The 18817-nt window shown below is 36.1% G+C and carries 10 protein-coding genes; 2 read left to right on the forward strand and 8 right to left on the reverse strand.

All coding sequences use genetic code 11. From position 1 onward, the window contains the following. Nucleotides 1-79 precede the first annotated feature (79 nt). A complete protein-coding gene (bla, locus tag G7051_RS15055; protein WP_166201525.1) occupies nucleotides 80-967 on the reverse strand; it encodes a class A beta-lactamase, subclass A2 in 888 nt (295 codons plus the stop codon). Nucleotides 968-1115: 148 nt separating this feature from the next. Next, complete coding sequence (rpsA, locus tag G7051_RS15060) at nucleotides 1116-2918, reverse strand: 30S ribosomal protein S1 (RefSeq protein ID WP_166116745.1); 1803 nt, start codon at nucleotides 2916-2918, stop codon at nucleotides 1116-1118. 370 nt (nucleotides 2919-3288) lie between these two features. Between rpsA and G7051_RS15065 the strand changes: the two genes are divergently transcribed. Further along, the gene (locus tag G7051_RS15065; protein WP_166201527.1) at nucleotides 3289-5562 is read left to right on the forward strand and encodes an LruC domain-containing protein; all 2274 of its coding nucleotides are present in this window, start codon (nucleotides 3289-3291) and stop codon (nucleotides 5560-5562) included. Between the two features lie 187 nt (nucleotides 5563-5749). Here the strand turns inward: G7051_RS15065 and G7051_RS15070 are convergent, their stop codons facing one another. From G7051_RS15070 to rho, 3 genes are all read right to left on the reverse strand, one after another. Then, entirely contained in the window at nucleotides 5750-7069 is a 1320-nt protein-coding gene (locus G7051_RS15070; protein ID WP_166201529.1) for an alpha-L-fucosidase, read from the reverse strand. A gap of 91 nt (nucleotides 7070-7160) precedes the next feature. Then, nucleotides 7161-8081, reverse strand: a complete 921-nt coding sequence (locus G7051_RS15075; RefSeq protein WP_166116749.1) for a cation diffusion facilitator family transporter — start codon at nucleotides 8079-8081, stop codon at nucleotides 7161-7163. A 140-nt stretch (nucleotides 8082-8221) separates the two neighbouring features. Next, nucleotides 8222-10057, reverse strand: coding sequence for a transcription termination factor Rho (gene rho / locus G7051_RS15080; protein ID WP_166116751.1), 1836 nt, complete (start codon nucleotides 10055-10057; stop codon nucleotides 8222-8224). Between the two features lie 271 nt (nucleotides 10058-10328). Here rho and G7051_RS15085 point away from each other — a divergent pair, with 271 nt between their 5' ends. After that, the gene (locus G7051_RS15085; protein ID WP_166201531.1) at nucleotides 10329-11651 is read left to right on the forward strand and encodes a hypothetical protein; all 1323 of its coding nucleotides are present in this window, start codon (nucleotides 10329-10331) and stop codon (nucleotides 11649-11651) included. Here the strand turns inward: G7051_RS15085 and tilS are convergent. The 3 genes from tilS to G7051_RS15100 form a co-directional block, all read right to left on the reverse strand. Continuing rightward, nucleotides 11635-12954 (reverse strand): tRNA lysidine(34) synthetase TilS, encoded by a 1320-nt coding sequence (gene tilS / locus G7051_RS15090; protein ID WP_166201533.1) that lies wholly within the window; start codon nucleotides 12952-12954, stop codon nucleotides 11635-11637. The two genes, G7051_RS15085 and tilS, sit on opposite strands and share 17 nt — an antisense overlap. A 162-nt stretch (nucleotides 12955-13116) precedes the next feature. Continuing rightward, nucleotides 13117-14313: a class I SAM-dependent methyltransferase gene (locus G7051_RS15095; RefSeq protein ID WP_166201535.1), complete on the reverse strand. Its 1197-nt coding sequence runs from the start codon at nucleotides 14311-14313 to the stop codon at nucleotides 13117-13119. Then, nucleotides 14313-18740, reverse strand: a complete 4428-nt coding sequence (locus G7051_RS15100) for a translocation/assembly module TamB domain-containing protein (protein WP_370522842.1) — start codon at nucleotides 18738-18740, stop codon at nucleotides 14313-14315. The genes G7051_RS15095 and G7051_RS15100 overlap by 1 nt, the downstream gene beginning before the upstream one ends. Between the last annotated feature and the right edge of the window lie 77 nt (nucleotides 18741-18817).

Genomic DNA, 18817 nt, shown 5'->3' on the forward strand with positions numbered 1-18817 from the left:
CAAGATGAATGAATTACAAATGTAATAAAAATGTCGAGGTGTTTAGTCGTTATGATATCAAATGATTTTTATAAGTATCTTATTTTACTTTAAAGTAATCGTAGGTGACTTTAGATATTTGTGCTATTATTTCGGCATTAGTTGTATCGTTCTCTATGGAGTTAACGATGAACACAGCTATAGAAAGATTTTTATCATTAGGTAGTTTAATAAAGCCAAGATCATTATCACCAGCTTTTACTCCACTACCGCTGCGAGATGACATACCTGTTTTGTGTCCTACTACTGTTCCCGCAGGAAGTAAGCCTTTTATCTTGTCCTTTCCTGTAGACGTTTGTATAAGAGCATCTAACAAGAAATTCTTGTAATGAGAAGCAAATAATTCTTGTTGAAGAAAGATTTCTAATAGTTGAACTGCAGCATAAGGCGTAGTCCAGTTGCCATATTGATTGTCGAAATCTTCAGACATCTCTTTCTCTGTCTTAGTAATGGCTATCTGTTGAATACCAAGACCCTTTATATATTGTTCAACAGGGGTGGTACCACCTAGAAAGTTAAATAGTATATCACAAGTATTATTATCACTTTGAGAAACACTGTATTGCATTAACTCTTTGACAGGCATATAAAAATTGCCCTCCGGTTTCTTATCTCTTAAAGGACTGTATGTATCAGGGTGTAAAGCTGATTTGCTCACATACACTTGTTGTTCCAAAGGAAGGTTATGCTTATCTAAATAGTCAAGTACGGCTAGTGCCTGATGAAATTTATAGACACTCATTGTTGGATAGCGATACTGATTATTAACCGTGAGTGTATCTGTTCCATCAAAAATGATGGCTACTCCAACCGTTGCCTTTTTGTTTTGTATTATGTCTTGTATCTCTTGTCTAAGAGTGTTGTTATTTTGTGCTGTAGCCTGAAGAATAATGAAGGACAGACTTATAAATATAAAAGATCGTATCATATTGTATCCTGTTATTTAAGTGTGACTGTTTTACAAAGATATGTAAATATGTTTTATGGTTGCAGGTTTTTGATTCAATCAATACTTATAAAAACAAGAAAGGTGTAACTTTCGTTACACCTTTCTCTATAATGAATTGTATTAATTCTTATTTTCCTTCGCCTGAAAGTTTATCTCTCAAAGCAGCAAGTCCTTCGATATCACCTAAGGTAGTTTTTTCAGCAGAAGTTGATGTCATTTGAGGAGCATCGTCTTTTTTAGCTGATTTTCTAGGAGCTCTTTTTTCAGAAGCTTCTCTAACTTCACCACCACCTTTTTCGTCTTCGTAAACTTTGCTGTGAGATACGATAATTCTCTTAGAGTCTTTGTTGAATTCGATAACTTTAAATTCTAGTTTTTCTTCAACTTGAGCTTGAGAACCATCTTCTTTCACTAAGTGTTTTGGAGTTGCAAAACCTTCAACACCATAAGGAAGAGAGATTACAGCACCTTTGTCAACTAATTCAACAACTGTACCTTCGTGTACTGATCCTACAGTAAAGATAGTTTCGAATACATCCCAAGGATTTTCTTCCAATTGTTTGTGACCTAGGCTCAAACGACGGTTATCTTTGTCTATTTCAAGTACTTGAACTTGGATGTCAGCACCAATTTGAGTTATTTCGCTTGGGTGTTTGATTTTCTTAGTCCAAGAAAGATCTGAAATGTGGATCAAACCATCAACGCCTTCTTCTATTTCAGCAAATACACCGAAGTTAGTGAAGTTACGTACTTTAGCAGTATGTTGGCTTCCAACTGGATATTTTTCTTCGATATTTTCCCATGGATCTGGTTTCAATTGTTTGATACCTAGAGACATTTTGCGTTCGTCACGATCAAGAGTAAGAACTACTGCTTCTACTTCGTCGCCCACTTTCATGAAGTCTTGAGCGCTACGTAGGTGTTGAGTCCAGCTCATTTCTGATACGTGGATAAGACCTTCTACTCCTGTTGCGATTTCGATAAATGCACCATAGTCAGCCATTACTACAACTCTACCTTTCACTTTGTCTCCAACTTTAAGATCAGCGCTAAGAGCATCCCATGGATGAGGAGTAAGTTGTTTTAGACCAAGAGCGATACGTTTTTTGTCATCATCGAAGTCAAGGATAACCACGTTGATTTTTTCATCCAATTTAACCACTTCTTCAGGATGTTGTACACGTCCCCAAGAAAGGTCAGTAATGTGGATAAGACCATCTACGCCACCAAGGTCGATAAATACACCATAAGAAGTGATGTTTTTAACAGTACCTTCTAGCACTTGTCCTTTTTCCAGTTTCGAGATGATGTCTTTCTTTTGTTGTTCAAGTTCAGCTTCGATAAGAGCTTTGTGAGATACAACAACGTTTTTGAATTCGTGATTGATTTTAACCACTTTGAATTCCATAGTTTTATCAACGAATACATCGTAGTCGCGAATTGGCTTAACATCGATTTGAGATCCTGGAAGGAACGCTTCGATACCAAATACGTCTACAATCATACCGCCCTTAGTACGGCATTTGATATAACCTTTGATAATTTCGTCTTTTTCAAGAGCTTCGTTAACACGTTCCCAAGAGCGAGAAGCGCGTGCTTTTTTGTGAGAAAGGATAAGCTGTCCTTTTTTGTCTTCTTGGCTTTCGATGTATACCTCTACTTCGTCACCAATTTTTAAATCAGGGTTGTAACGGAATTCGTTCATTGATACAACACCATCCGATTTGTAACCTATATTAACAACCACTTCGCGTTTGTTCATAGAGCTTACTTTACCCATAACCACTTCTTTATCATTGATTCTGCTCAACGATTGGTCATAAGTTTTTTCTAAATCTTCTTTGCTTCTGTCAGAGAAAGTTTCACCGATCTCATAAGCATTCCAATCAAAATCTTCAATTGGACTTACATTCTTTAAGTTATCCGACATTTGTTACTTTTCGATCCTCTAGGATCATTTAATTAATAAATTAGACATTATGTTGTTTAAAAAACGGTGCAAAGGTATTGTTTTTCAAAGAATAAATCAAATTATAGCCTCTTATTTTTTGAGAAATATTGATCTTAGGTAATTTAATACTTTATTACTCGAAGCACTTATTGAAATGAATACCTGTCTTTTACTTAATATAGATAGCATCGGTCTAAAAAATACAGCAAGCTCCTTTATATGTCTTGTAATTGATAAGAGCAATATTATAAGTTTGTTACCTCTATCCGAACTTTTTAGAGATAGTCGTGTTATATCTTTAACAGATTTTAAATCAATTTAATAGCATACCAATAAAACGTTGAAGTTTATGAAAAAAACGATGGGGAAGAATATTATTTGGAAAGTAGCAGTTATCGCTGCTTTAATTTGTTCGTGTAATGATAATCCTACAATTGATAGCGATAATGATAATGATTCAGAAACTATATCGGAAGATATGGACTCGTTACAAATTCCGCTTGCATTCGATTGGTTAGCTATATCGAATGTCAATATAAAAGTAACAGCTAGCAATGACTATCCCGGAGAAAATTATATAATAGAAGTGTTCGATCACAATCCCATAATAAATAATTCAGCTTCATTATTAGCTAAAGATTTAGTCGTTTCAGGACAGACTCATATTGGACAAATAAACGTTCCCGATAGCATCAAGTTTATAAGTATTAGAGAAACGGACATAAAGGGTATGCAACTAGTGAGAGAATATGCAATAATAAATAAATCGGTAGATGCTGATTTTAATATGACCTTTCGATCTCTATCCAAAATATTGAAAAACGCATCAGAAGATGGTGAAGATGGCGAGGGAGCCAGCGATTCGCACCAAATACCATCAGGTTCGATGGAGATTAAAAATGATGGAGGAGTAAATTCTTTCGAATTGGACCCCAGCAAAAAGAAATCGTACGTTATCAATGGTAATTATTCGGGGGCAATTACATTTAAAGGAGGGGGAAAAGGTGTTGAACTGTACATTGCAGGCACATGGGATAACAAATCGGGATCTATTTCTATGGGCGACAATGATAAGCTGATCATCATGCCTGGAGCCAAAATCACAACCGGCAACGATCTGAAAATAAATATGAGTAAATCAGCCCTTTTTCACGTGAGTAAGGGTGCATCATTTAACGACGATGACAGTAAGACTGTGGAGATAAGTGGTACAAATGATTCAGAGCAACTAATCAATTTTGGTTCATGCAAAGTGAGAAAAGTGTCGCAGCTGATGACTGTGCAAAATAATGGAACAATGAAAATTGGTACCCTCAGTTGTAACCATCCCAAAGGCACGTTAGTCAATAATAGTAAATTAACGATAGATGATGCCGATATTACTGGTGGTACGGTAAACAACAACTGTCAGATAATGGTGAACAATAAAATAGCGTGTCAAAACTCGACAAACCTAAACCTAAAAGCAGGAACTTTATTGAAAACAAGGGATATGGATTGTGGCGGGATAACAGTCAACATGGATGGTGGATCAATTCTCAACGTAACAGGTACTTCTCGATTCAAAACTCAAACAACTAAGATACAGGGAAAAGGCTCGTCTAAAAATTATAGTTTGGTACGTTTTGCACAAGAGAGTTCGGATGTAGATAATGCTGTCGAATATTCGGGATATGTTCAAATAGCCTGTTCTAGCCATTCTCAAAATACATCCTCGAAAACGAGTTATAAATTGAACAGCAATTCTGGGGCAACGATGGTTCCATACAATTCTACAACTGTTACAATAGATGGCGGTTCGTGCAACGATGGAGGCGACAAAGCCAGCGGTGGTGGTAATTCGGGAAACCCCACTTATCCACAAACCGTGAATATAGGAACAATCTACACTTATCTATTCGAAGACCTTTATCCGAGTGTGGGCGATTATGATATGAACGATTGTGTAATAGATGCAAATATATCGTATGTATTATCGGCATCAAATAAGATGTCGCAGATGAACATCAACTTCACCTTTAAAGCAGCCGGTTCTACCAAACATCTTGCTGCCGCAGTGCAGCTTGATGGCATTAGTGCCTCCAATGTGGCAAGCGTAACGCGCACCGGAGTGCCCCTTGATCACAATGTTTTCATAATGTCGTCCAACGGAGTCGAAGCCAATCAGACCTATGCCGTTGTACCTATTGTGGATGATGTGCATGCTGCATTTGGTAAAAAAGCACCTTATTCATTTATCAATACCAGACCGAGCGACCCATACACTAATCCGATAAATGTAAATTTGGCAATTAAATTCTCTACCCCTATCGATATCACAAATACCAATGTCTTAAATAGGCTGAATACATTTTTAATGAACAAATTTAGTCCAAGACAAGAAATACACATCAAAAATTATAAACCTACAGACAAGACCAAAGATATTTCATCGAATGGCAATTATAGCACCATCGGTAATCTTGTATTTGGAATGTGTGTTCCTGGTCCATTCAAGTATCCGGTAGAATATAAAAACATTCTATATGCCTATCCGCAATTTAAAGCCTGGATGATGTCGAACAGTTCTACGAATCAAAATTGGCAGATGTACCCGTTTGCTAGTTACTTATACAATCGTTAAGGAGCAATTTCAATTTTTATCGATAATAAAAGAGACACTATTTCAATTTTGAAATAGTGTCTCTTTTATTATCGTCCAGAAAATACTTGTTATTATATGTTTTCTTTTACCCAACTTGCTTACTTATATATTAAAAAAACAGTAATATGTCTTCTGTAAATAGATAAAATAACAGAGCAATAGAATTTTATTGTACAATAATTTCGATGATTGAATCTATATCGTCAAATTGAGTATTCAGTAAATCAAATGTTACATTTCCTGTTTTTTTATCTACTGTCCAGTTCAATGGAGAATTAAGATTAAGCCATCGTGCAGATTTAATTTTATTAGGTATGTTTATCGTAAGTTGATTGCCTTCTTGTTCAAAAAGGTGAATATAATGCGTCTTTCCCTTTTGAGTAGCTGCACCCCACGATTGAGGTTTTATCAGTCCACTTTTTGTTCCGTAGATAGTCTGCCCAAACTTATTAGTCCAATTACCTACTTCTTGTAAACGTTGTATCGATTCGGGCTGAATCTCACCGTTTGGCATAGGACCTACATTTAGCAATAAATTTGCTCCATGTCCTGCGGCTCTTACTAAATAATGGATAATTTCGGTTGTTGACTTAAAATTTGTATCCGTTATATTGTATCCCCATGTTTGATTCATGGTTTCACAAGTTTCCATAGGCAGATGCTGCGAGATCGTTTGTCCGTCGCTGAATCCATTTTTATTTTCTCCCGGAAGGTCTCTTTCGAAAGCCTGATAATCCTCCCCTTGTATCGGTTCCTTATGGTGATTATTGGATACCATGCAATTGGGTTGAATGCTATGGATGAGATCGTATATCTCCTGATAATGCCAGTTCACATTAGAAGTTGCATGAGTATGGCTGTCTTTGGGATGTTGATCCCAATCTCCATCGAACCATATACCTGCAATTTCGCCATAGTTAGTTAAGAGTTCGGTTAGTTGGGCTTTCATAAAATTGATGTACGAATTCCAGTCACCTTTTTCAGTGCGACCACAGCCCTGACCTGTACCACCTGTCCAGTATTGGTAATCGTTTCTTGACCAATCTATCAAAGAATAGTAGAGTACTAATTTAATACCTTCTTTGTGACATTCATCAGCAAGCTCTTTTACTATATCTCTCCCAAAATGTGGAGTATTCATTATATTCCACTCTGATTGCTTTGTATCCCAATTACTGAACCCATCGTGATGACGAGAAGTAAAGGTAATATATTTCATACCTGCATTCTTGGCTGTTTTGACCCAAGTCTTTGCATCAAAATCTTGCGGATTGAAGAACTTTTGAAGCTTTTTATACTCCTGTACTTTGATGGGACGATTTTGCATTACCCATTCGCCGTCGCCTAATACACTATACGGTCCGAAATGTACAAAAAGCCCAAATCGGGCTTCTTCAAACCATGCGTGATTGGGATTAGATGTTTGACTTTGCATACTTATACAAGATATTGTAATGATAAGTAGAAATAAAATAGTTTTTCTCATAGTATTATTAGTCAGGTTGATTTATTAGTTTTTTAAGATATGCTTACGGATTATTGGAGGCTGTAGTTATTATAATTAAAAGTCTGATAACTTAGTATAAAGTACAGCAAGGCTCTTCTACTTTTAGTTTTCGTCCTTCAATCTGTATGGTTATGTGTTTGATTCCCGTGTGATCGGCTAATGCTTCCAGTGCCTGCTCCAATATAAGATCTCTATCCGAGTCAGTTTTCACCCTGATATGTACAGTTAATGAGGGAAATTCTTGAGTAATCATCCATATATGCAGATCATGTACTTCTTCAACATCGGGTATAGCCTGTAAAATTTCAACAACTTCGTGTGTGTGAATATGTGAAGGCTTGCTTTCCATCAGGATATTAACAGAATCTTTTAAAATATGCCATCCGCTATAAAGTACAATTACCGATACAATCATACTAGCAATAGGATCAGCAATATTCCATCCGAAGAAAAGAATGAGCAATGCTGCAATAATAGCTCCTACGGACCCCAGTAGATCACCTAATACGTGCATGAAAGCACTTCTGATATTCAGGTTTTCTTTGGTTCCGCCTCTGGATAATATCCATGCTACAATAATATTGATAAACAGTCCGATAACTGCAATTATCATCATACCTTTTCCTATCACATGGGGTGGGGAGGATAAACGCACAATAGCCTCGTATAATATATACGCCGAAAGAGCTACTAAAGCAATGCCATTAAGTAATGCAGCTAATATTTCGAACCGTTTATAACCATATGTTTTCTCTATGGTTGCTTTTTTTTGTCCGAATATGATTGCTGCCAAGCTAAGCCCCAGAGCAACAGAATCGCTTAGCATGTGACCTGCGTCTGATAGCAGAGCTAAACTGTTCGTTAGAATACCTCCAATAAATTCGACAAACATAAATCCTGCAATCAGCAGAAAACTAAAGGTCAGAGCTCTTTTGTTTGTGGCGTGACTATGTGAGTGAGAATGTCCACCATGAGCATGATTATGTGACATATCTGATGTATTTAAGTAAAGTGAAATAGAACGATATACAAAGAAAGCAAGGATTGTTTTGATATCAAACAATCCTTGCTTTAATTTTAGAGATTAAAGTCAAAAGTCGAGCTAATGATCTTTAATTATATGTTTTTTTCTTAGTCGTTCATTGAGATTAGGAACTCCTCGTTATTGATTGTCTTTTTCAATCTTTTATCTAGGAACTGCATGGCTTCTACCGAATTCATATCCGACAAGAAGTTGCGTAGTACCCACATACGGTTAAGTGTGTCAGGATCAAGTAACAGATCGTCACGACGTGTACTTGAAGAGATAATGTCAACAGCAGGGAATACTCGTTTGTTAGATAATTTACGATCCAATTGAAGCTCCATGTTACCTGTACCTTTGAATTCTTCAAAGATAACATCATCCATTTTAGAACCTGTTTCGGTAAGAGCTGTAGCAATAATGGTTAATGAACCACCGTTTTCGATATTACGGGCTGCTCCGAAGAAACGTTTTGGTTTGTGTAATGCATTAGCATCAACCCCTCCGGTTAGTACTTTACCCGATGCCGGTTGAACAGTATTGTAAGCACGTGCCAAACGAGTGATAGAGTCCAATAGAATAACTACATCGTGACCACATTCTACCATACGTTTTGCTTTGTTCAATACGATTTCGGCAATCTTTACGTGACGGTCTGCAGGTTCATCAAAAGTAGATGCAATAACTTCAGCATTTACGCTTCTTTCCATGTCGGTAACCTCCTCAGGACGCTCATCTATCAGTAATACAATCATGTATACCTCAGGATGGTTGGTTGCTATGGCATTTGCTATATCTTTCAGTAACGAAGTCTTACCTGTTTTGGGTTGTGCTACAATCAGACCACGTTGTCCTTTACCTATTGGGGAGAATAAATCTACAACACGACAAGAGAAATTATCATTTCTGCCGGATGTTAATTTGAATTTTTCATTCGGAAAGAGAGGTTTTAAGTGATCGAATGGTACACGGTCTCTTACTTCTTCCGGACTGCGTCCGTTTATTCTGTCTACTTTTACAAGAGGGAAAAATTTCTCTCCTTCTTTAGGAGGACGTATCGGTCCTTCTACAATATCTCCGGTTTTCAGACCGAACAAACGTATCTGAGATTGAGAAATGTAGATATCGTCAGGAGATGACATATAGTTATAATCGGAAGAGCGTAAAAATCCGTAACCTTCCTGCATTATTTCCAGTACGCCTGTAGCTGATAAGATTCCTTCAAACTCAAAAGATTTTTCTTGAGCTTGATTATTATTTTGCTTTTGATTATTTGTATTTCCACTATTGTTTGCAACAGGGTTGCTGGCCACTGGTGCTGGTGGTGGCGTGCTGATATTGACAGGAGCCATTTTAGGTGACTCTACAACAACGGGTGCTACATCAGTATCGACTTCGAGAGGAGACAGGGGAGCCATTGCTGGAACTTCTTCTTTTGGTTCGGTACGTGGTTTGCTTGACTTGAATACTAATTGAGTAGGCCTTTGAGGGATTGTCTTAGTATTTGTCGACTCGTTTGTATTGTTATTTGCCGATTCCGTATTTTTACGGTGTACTATTCTTTCTTTTGGTTTACCTATGTTATCATCATTGGGTGCAGTTGCCTGAGGTTGTTGAGCTATCGGAGCTTCTTGTGGCTCTTTAACTTCTTTTATTTCCTCTACTTTATTCTCTACAACGGTAGCTTTAGGCGTGGGGGCTGCTTTACTTTGCTTTGATTTTGCAGCGTTCTCTGTGCTTTTCTTGTCTGATTGTTTGCTTTCAGCTTTGTAGCTTTCCGAGTTTTTGTTTTTTGCCTCAATAATAGCTTGTTCGTCTAATATCTTATAAATTAATTCGTCCTTTTTATAGGCATCAGGACGTTTTATACCTAGCTCTTTTGCTAGGGTTCTGAGTTCAGTTGTGAGCTTTTCATTTAGCTCAAGGATGTTGTATATACGCATGTATATCTATGTTGTTTTGTTATTTAATATTCTGATTTAGACAGCATAAGAGAATATTGCTGATTCAATGTTGATGCAAAATAAATAAGGATACAATCGAGTTTTTACTATGATTAGAATAAGAAATCTGTAGTTTTTTCTTACCGTGATACAAAATTATATATATTTTTTAGAAAAACAATCTTTTTGATGTCTAAATAAAAAAAGTGACGTTTATTTTTTTTATAATTATTATTTATTTGTAGATTTACGAAAAAATAGTAATCTAATTATGAGAACACTTATCCTTTTTGTAAGCCTTTTTTTAGGCTATATAGCCGGCTTGAATGCTCAAGTGGAATATTCATTAATTGATGATTATATTGCTAGTTATCAGTTTGATAAGGCATTGAAGTATATTGACTCTCAAGAAGAGACAAAAGAACTGCTGAAACAGAAAGCTCTTTGCTACAAAGGGTTGGATAATTATTCTAAGGCAATTGAAGTATTGAAGTCTTTAGCTCAGGTAGATAAGGATGATTTAAAACTAAAGTCGGAGATGGCTTTATGTTATCAGGCTTTGTCGAATTGGAGTGGAAGTCTTACTTGTTATAATGAATTAATCTCACTGGATTCCCTTAATATATATTATAAGATAAAAAGAGCAGAGATGCTGTTTCGTCTGGAGGATTATAAAGCAGCTTTATCGGATTACAAAATGTTGTCTGATAAATATAACTTGACCAATATGATCAAGAGATCGGCACAATGCTTCGAAAATATAAATTTACCGGATAGTGCGATAGTTTATTATACAGAGTCAATAAAGGCAGATACAACAGATGTTTTTTCAATAGCAAGTCTGATAAATATAAATATCAAACTGAAAAATTTTGGAGCAGCAATACAACTTTCGGATGATTTTGTAGAAAAAGACAGCACAAACAAGCAAATAAATTTGCTGAATGGGTTAAGCTATTATGGGGCTGATTTTTATGAAGAAGCCGCGCTTCGATTCGAAAGATGCTATTTGAATGGTGATAGCTCGTTGGTTGTAAATCGCAGTTTGGGTATTTCTTATTACTCTTTGGGTGAGAATGAAAAGGCATTTCCGTATTTGCTAAAAGCTTATACACAAGATACTATAAATAACAGAGTTTTGTATTGTTTGGGGGTGGTTTCTAATGAAATGCGTAATTTCAATAATTCGGTTATTTATTTTCAGAAAATTCTGGAGAAGACTATTCCTTCCGATATGATATTGTATCTCTATTATCGTGGGCTGGCAAAAGGATACGAAGGTCTTGAAGAATACAAAAATGCAGCCATTAACTATAAGGAGGCTACTAAATATGGGCAACAAAATCAGAATATGTACCTCTATTTCACCTTAGGCACTATATATGATTATGAATTGGGAGAACCATCGCTAGCACTGGAATATTATGTGAAATACCAGAATGGGCTTAAAAATTATCTGGAAAAATTGAAGCAAAAAGAGGATAAAGAAGATGTCTTCGAGATAAAAAATGTGGAGGCTAGTATACTTAGCCTGAATTCTCATATCGGACGTCTAGAGAAAGCTTTAGCCAAAAATACTATGGAATTAAAGTGACCTTTAATATCTCAATTGTTGTATTGGTTATCTTAAAACGGTCATCGATACGTTCACCGATTATCCATACAATATCATCACCCGAGCATAATAGCCATGTATTGCTTTTATCAACGAGGCTGAATTTGCGGTCAGTAAAATAATCACTCACTTTTTTATGTCCTTTCATACCGAAGGGTATAAATTTATCACCGTGTTTCCATTTACGGATAATCAGGGGATAAATAAGCCTGCCTTTATCTAAATAAATAGTCGCGGGGTCTTGCTCTAACTGAAAAGAAGATGTTTTTCGAAACGATTCAAATGTCATTTTGAAAGGCTCTTCGATATTTGTTTCGTGTTCAAAGAGAGTATATATAGTATCCGGCTGATCATTAATGGGTTCAAGTATAAATACTTCTCTGTCTTTTATGAGCTGATAACCTTCCGAATAAAATATTTTACCGGATTGGCTGTTTATCGAATCATATATATTATCTACCGTAGGAGCATTAAACCCGTATGGGAATAAAATTTCGAAAAGAATAGTTTTGGGTTCTTTTTGTTTCGATAAAACACTGATATCTATTTTATTATTAGAGAATACTTTACGTTTGGCTTTTTCGACATATGCATTGAAAATCTTTTCGGTATGATACAAATTTTCAGAAGTTTTTTGAATGGCTTGTACTACCGATGGATTGATTGTTTTCAGAAGAGGGATTACATTGAGCCGTATTTTATTACGTGTATATATGTCCTCTTTATTGGTGCTGTCCTCGACAAAACCGATGTGTCTGACTTTCAGATATTGCAGAATATCTTCACGAAATATACAGAGTAGGGGGCGGATCACTTTTCCATTGATAGGCGGGATGCCGCTTAAGCCTCTTATGCCTGTACCTCTTATAAGGTTTATAAGAACTGTTTCTACCGAGTCGTCCTGATGGTGAGCTACGGCTATTTTTTCTGCTTTATATTCTTTTCTGATTTTCTCGAACCATGCATAACGCAGTTCACGTGCTGCCATTTCGAGAGAAATAGATTCTTCTTCGATATATTTTTTAGTATCAAAGTTTGCCGATACATATTCGAACTTGTATTTAGTGGTAACCTTTTCCACAAAATATTCGTCACGGTACGATTCCTGCCCTCTAAGGTGAAAGTTGCAATGTGCTACAATACATTCATATCCAAGATGGTGGAGTATGTCTAATAGAGCCATAGAATCAGCTCCTCCGCTAACTCCGATAATAACTCTAGCCTTATCGGTTAGTAACATATTATCCTGAATGTATTTCTTTACTTTGGAGATGATCTGCATGAAAAGTTTTGAATATAATTATAAGTAAAAGAAAATATCTAATGTAACATTATTGTTGGTAGGGGCAGACCTATGTGTCTGTCCGAAATACGTGAACAGATAGGCTCACTACTACAGCCAAAACAATAAATAGTTCTGCGAACTTAGTGTAGGTTTGCGAGATTAATCCGAAACCTTTTGACACAAAATTAATACTTTTTTTTCATTGGCTAAGGTAGTAGCAAAGATATAATCTGTTCCACCTTCTTTCAGCTTGGTTTGCTTTCTTATATCTGCAACCGAAAACGGATAGTTTCGTGTAGCAATGTTTGCTTGAGTAATATCTTTGAAATGAGCTTTTATTTCTTTTTTGTTGGGTGATATCACTTCCTTGATTTGAAACTTTCGACCGGGAAAGCTATCTATTAAAGTATCAGAAGTATATAAATGACTGTTGGGATGCAATTTCATTAAACCATATCTTGCACCTAAACTTCGGTATGCACCTGCCTTGAGTATAGACGAATTTGGCTCATATAAGTATCTCTTCGGCTCATCTGTATGAGAAATAGACGATGTGTTTTCTTCGGCTTTAATGAAGGTGAAAGACTCATCTTTCTTATTCGTTAAAAGATTAATGCAAATGAGTTGTATGTCTTCATCTTTACGTACTTTGTCTTTTATGAATAGTAGCTCCTTGCACTCGTTGTTTACACTGATAATATGTACCTCGGTAACATTACTTAGCGAATTCAAAGCATGAGTGATATCAAGCATAGGGGATAGTTTTATAATCACTCGCTGAGCTTTAGTATTCAGAAGATTATCTATCTCCAGCAGATTGGGAGTGCAGTCTTCTATGAGAACTGTTTTCTTTCCCGTATCGTTTCTTCTGGCCGGATCTATAAATATAGTATCGGCAATACCATCAAATGAGTTTAGAAACGAAACTGCATCATCTTGTATGACTTTACTTTGATTTAAATTTAATGTGTTAAAATTACATTGAGCTAATTCGGTCAACTCATGTTGAGTTTCTATATAATATGCTTGTTTGTAATTTTTTGCCATGAATGAAAAATCGACACCTAATCCTCCGGTAAGATCAATAAGGATATCCCCTTTACATAAAGCGGCTTTGTACAGAGCCGTAGCCTCAGAGGAACATTGTTCCATCGAAAGATGTTTTGGATAGATAATATTTTCACATTGATACCAGGATGGAATTTTATGTTTAGCTATTTGCCTTCCTGCAATTTGTTTAATGGCTATAGACATGTCAATACCAGGATACGATTTTGCTTTTAATGCAAGTTGTCGTATGTCATCCGATTCATGTTTCAATATAAATTGTTGGGTATCTTTATCTATATGAATCATCACTTCATTTTTACCATTTGATTGATATGCTTCAAAGTATCTTGATTTTTCGCAGTATCAATGATGGATATGGTGCTTTTCTTTTTGGGTCTTGTAAATAATTCTCTCAAATGATCGAAATCTCTTTTATACATAATACCAACCCCCTGAGTTTGTACTCCGTTGCTGCTACCACCACTTCCGACATAATAATATTTTTCGTTGTAATGGTTATATGCTTTAAGACGCCATGTGCCTATTCGATTGAGCAGTACTTCGATATCAACATCTCCAATAAATGCATCTTGTTGTGTCATTGCATTATCCCGATAACCGAAATTTCCATTAAATAAAACCCGGTCATTAAGTAGCCTGCTCGACAAAATAAGTTCAACTTCAGTATTCGAAAATCCTGCATCACTAGTGCGTATGTTGGTACCTACTTGCCAGCGGTCATCGAGCTGACTGAGTATATTGCTCAATTGAGTTGATAATGTAGCCGAGGCAACTGCTGCAAAATCAGACGTTTTCTGGTCTGTCAGAGCATAATTAGGCGTATAGAATTTAGATAATAGCAACAGATAAACAATTTGTCTGTTGATCATATCCTCGGTACTCATCAAGCTCTTTATCTGTCTTTGTATTTCGGGATCGGCCGATGGCAAAGCAATATCCAGATTTACTTTTGGCTGGCGTAATGCTCCTGTAATATTTAGGATACAATTTACAGGAACGCTTGTCTGTCCTGAGTTTTTCGCTATATTTTGATCTAAATCATTCAGATTTGCTATAACACGGTATAGAGCTGTGATGTCGATATTAGCTTCGAATGGGTCACCTCTAAATTGTACATAACTGCCGTCTTGAATAGAGAATTTTCGTTCAAATACTTTTTGGAATGTAAAGTTATATGACCCTTTATTAATCATATAAGTACCATATAACATAGGATCTTTATTAGTTCCCCAAGTGAATTGTAATGCACCCGAACCCGAAGCTTTTATTCGATCTCCTCCTACAGGATCCATGAGAAGTTCCACTGTCGCATCGGGGGTAGCATCAATATAGAAATTCATATTTACTTCCATACCCGAATCGGTTTTAAACCTGCTTAATTTAGGCTTTTCGTTCGGATTGTGTATCGAATCGGTCGCTTCGTCTTTTGTCTTATATCTAATGAAAGAATATTCAGAGGCCGTTTCTTGCATGAAATTCATGAAGATATTAGTATTGCTGTTAGTCTGCATATTTACATTAATGTCAACAGCTCTTTCATCTCCTTTTATAACACCGGTTCCCGAGCCGAACACTGTTCCGTAAAACATGGGGTTATGCTTCTGAGTGGCATTGTACAGCATGAAATTATCACCGAGGAGACTTACATAGTATAAGAAGTTAGTAAAATAATCGTGTACTACTTTACCGCTGATTAATGCTATGTTGCCTTTTGCATCATGAAAAGCGATGTCATTAAAATAAATGAGGTCTTTTTTCATGTAAATGGTATCGGTAAATGTATAACTGGTATTCAGAAAGTTAATACCTAATCCTCCATTTTCGATATAGGCTTTACCTTCAACTGTTACATCCGAGAAATTACCGAATAAGTGTACATTTCCACTACCTTTACCTTTAACTCCATTAAACAGGCTAGCTACATATTTATTAAGGAAGGCAACATCTATTTCGTCTGCATCGAAGTTTATTGATAACTCTTGTGTTATAGGATTTATAAATCCATCAATATTAGTAAGTTTACTTTCAGGGTTCGATATTGTTCCTTTTAAATTTACTTTCTTGGTTTCAGCATCCAGATCACTGTCTAGATCCAGATTTCCGAGTACAGTATTGTTAAAAGCAAAATCGAGTACATTTAGGTTTATATTAGCATAGGGCTGCCCATCGATAGAAGATAGTGTAAGGTCGCCACTTGCTGCCCCTCCAAATTGCAAGGCACTTATTGATAGGGTATTGAATATGTAGTCCAGATCAATATTTTTTAAGTGGACATGCAGTTGTTCATCTGGATCTTTAGCCGAAAAAGTTCCGTCTATTTTTAGTTGCTGATCTTTGTTTTCGCTGGTTACTACAAAATCGTTTATGCTTATTTTGTTTGGGATAATGCGGATCTGTGATTTTTTTATCTTCCACAAAGTATTGTTCAAAACCAACTCTCCGGCTTGAAACTCAATGTCGGTTTGTAAGGTTTTCTTATCCGGTTTAGAGAATGCTATCGAATTGGTAAATTCTCCTTTAAGCTTTCCTTCCTCTTTATTTAAGAACAGGGTATGGATATTAATGATATCATTTTGGACAACAACATCAGCCGATAAGTTGTTTAACGTGCCGTTTTTAGTGACAAATGTTCCCGATATGGTAGATTTTATTTCGTCACTATTATTTTCGACTAACAAGTAGCCCGATTGAATTCTGGTTCCGGCTGCTTTTAATGATGGCAGATAGGTTTCAATTTTGAATCTTTCGGTTTGATTATTATAGAATCCGATTATTTTGGTGGCACTGTATATAGTTACCGGTAATTGGAAAATATCGCTGGCTTTCTCTGTGTTATTGATTGTGAAATCAAATGTCAGATTATTTTCTTTGATCTTTGTTTTTTTCTTCTCGTTGAAACTGATCAATGCCGGTAAATAAGCATTCAGTGAGCGTTTTACGCTTTCGGCTATTGTGGTGAAAGAGTACGCACCCAATACTTCACCATTGATAATATCCGATTGAATACTTAGTTTACGTGTATCTTCGAAGCCGGATGCTTCTACAATAAAGTTTTCTAAGGTGAAAGTCTTATCCGGTTGCCTGAAACTGACCGAGTCTGTTTTGATATAACCTTGTATATCATCTATATTTTTTCCTGAGAAATTGGCATCTATTCCCAGACTTAAGTATGATTCTTTGTATTTACTGCTTAGGTTTAGTTTGTCCAGACGAACATTTCTTAACCGAGCATCAAAGTTCAGTTTCGGTTCTTTTTCAGATAAGTCGAATAATCCATGAATGCTAAGTATACCATTCGGATCATCCACTGATAAACCTCCGTTTAAACGCAGACCGTCATATGTACCACCCAACTTAATATCGTGATAAGTGTATTTTTTGAAGGTGATTTTTTGCACAAGCCCATCTACAGACCCTTTTAATTTTCCATATGCGGGTTGAGTAATATTGACATCCATGTTTAGAGAAATATCTTCCAGATCTTTATTGTCCAATAATTTCCCCAGTTGGAAATTCTGAGTATTGATATTCCCTTTAAAGAAAGATTTAGTATGGGTATCGGGATTGAAGCCAAAATCAAGTTTTGCGATAACTGAACCTAGTTCGGTACCTAAATAACCGTCCGCTTTTAATTGTTTTAAATATCCTGAGACATTTCCATGAAATGAAACAGTATTAATATTATTAAGAATAGGAGGCAAGTCTTTTTTTGTTCCCGATAGGTTATTCAGAAGGCCTATAATACCTTCTTTTGTTACCGTCAAATTATCAACGCTTCCTTGTGCATATAACTTTTCTTTGTCTCTCACATTCTTCACATAACCTTTTGCTACGATATGCATTTTCTCACCGTAATCAAGCGTTAGGTTAGTAACCCTTATACTGTCGAGGCTACCGTTAATTTCGGTGCGGAATAGTACCCTCTCTTCAAAATATTTGAATGATGGTACAAAAGCTGCGATATCTTTGAGGGCAATATAGGAAATTGGCGAGGTTTTAATTGCAAATAGCGCCTTGTCTATAAGAGTTTTAGTGGAATCGGTTGAAGAATAATCGATTTCACATTTTTCGAATTCGAGTAACGATTTTGGTAATTCGAGCTTAAAGCCTTTGACAAAGAGATGATTGTCTTGAGTGATAAGCCGAACAATAAGATTGTTGATCTTTAATCCGCTTTTTTCTTGAAGGGTTAACTTCTTGATTTGAATATTTAATGAATCGGTTTCGAGTGACCTGAGGGAGAGAATTGCATTGAGATCTGTAACGCTAATGTGATTAGGGTCAAATTTATCGTTTACGTAGGGACGGTCGTTGATATCAAACTTAAAACGTCCATCAGCAATATTCAGGGAGTTTATCTGTACCTCAAATTTGGTTTTCTTTTTATTGTCTTTGGGTTTGAAAGCATCAATTATAAACTGAATGTTTAAAGGTGTCTTAGCACTGTCTTTTGACAAATTTACTTCAAAGTCAGAAAGTTTAGATACCGTTATGATAAGTTTATTATTGAGAAGTGGAAGTATTTCTACATCGGCATATACTTTCTGAGCAATCAGTATCGTCCTGTCTTTCTGATCCTTCAGATACAAATCGTTTAACTGTATGGTATTGAAGGGACGTATATAGAGTGACCCTATGCCTAAATCGGTTTGTAATTTGTTTTTGAGTTCAAGTACAATTCGTTCTTTTACATAATTCTGCACATACGACATGTTCAGTAGGCCGTATAAAAGCAATATTAATCCTAGAATAATTCCTAATATGCTGAGAAATATATATTTAAATCGTT

The sequence above is a fragment of the Dysgonomonas sp. HDW5B genome, from assembly GCF_011299335.1.
Taxonomy (GTDB): Bacteria; Bacteroidota; Bacteroidia; order Bacteroidales; family Dysgonomonadaceae; genus Dysgonomonas_A.

Excerpts from the sequence above, each read along its gene's own strand:
- rho (WP_166116751.1), bottom strand. The coding sequence starts at position 10,057 with ATGCGTATATACAACATCCTTGAGCTAAATGAAAAGCTCACAACTGAA.
- tilS (WP_166201533.1), bottom strand. The coding sequence starts at position 12,954 with ATGCAGATCATCTCCAAAGTAAAGAAATACATTCAGGATAATATGTTA.
- G7051_RS15085 (WP_166201531.1), top strand. The coding sequence starts at position 10,329 with ATGAGAACACTTATCCTTTTTGTAAGCCTTTTTTTAGGCTATATAGCC.
- rpsA (WP_166116745.1), bottom strand. The coding sequence starts at position 2,918 with ATGTCGGATAACTTAAAGAATGTAAGTCCAATTGAAGATTTTGATTGG.
- bla (WP_166201525.1), bottom strand. The coding sequence starts at position 967 with ATGATACGATCTTTTATATTTATAAGTCTGTCCTTCATTATTCTTCAG.
- G7051_RS15070 (WP_166201529.1), bottom strand. The coding sequence starts at position 7,069 with ATGAGAAAAACTATTTTATTTCTACTTATCATTACAATATCTTGTATA.
- G7051_RS15065 (WP_166201527.1), top strand. The coding sequence starts at position 3,289 with ATGAAAAAAACGATGGGGAAGAATATTATTTGGAAAGTAGCAGTTATC.
- G7051_RS15095 (WP_166201535.1), bottom strand. The coding sequence starts at position 14,313 with ATGATTCATATAGATAAAGATACCCAACAATTTATATTGAAACATGAA.
- G7051_RS15100 (WP_370522842.1), bottom strand. The coding sequence starts at position 18,740 with ATGTCGTATGTGCAGAATTATGTAAAAGAACGAATTGTACTTGAACTC.
- G7051_RS15075 (WP_166116749.1), bottom strand. The coding sequence starts at position 8,081 with ATGTCACATAATCATGCTCATGGTGGACATTCTCACTCACATAGTCAC.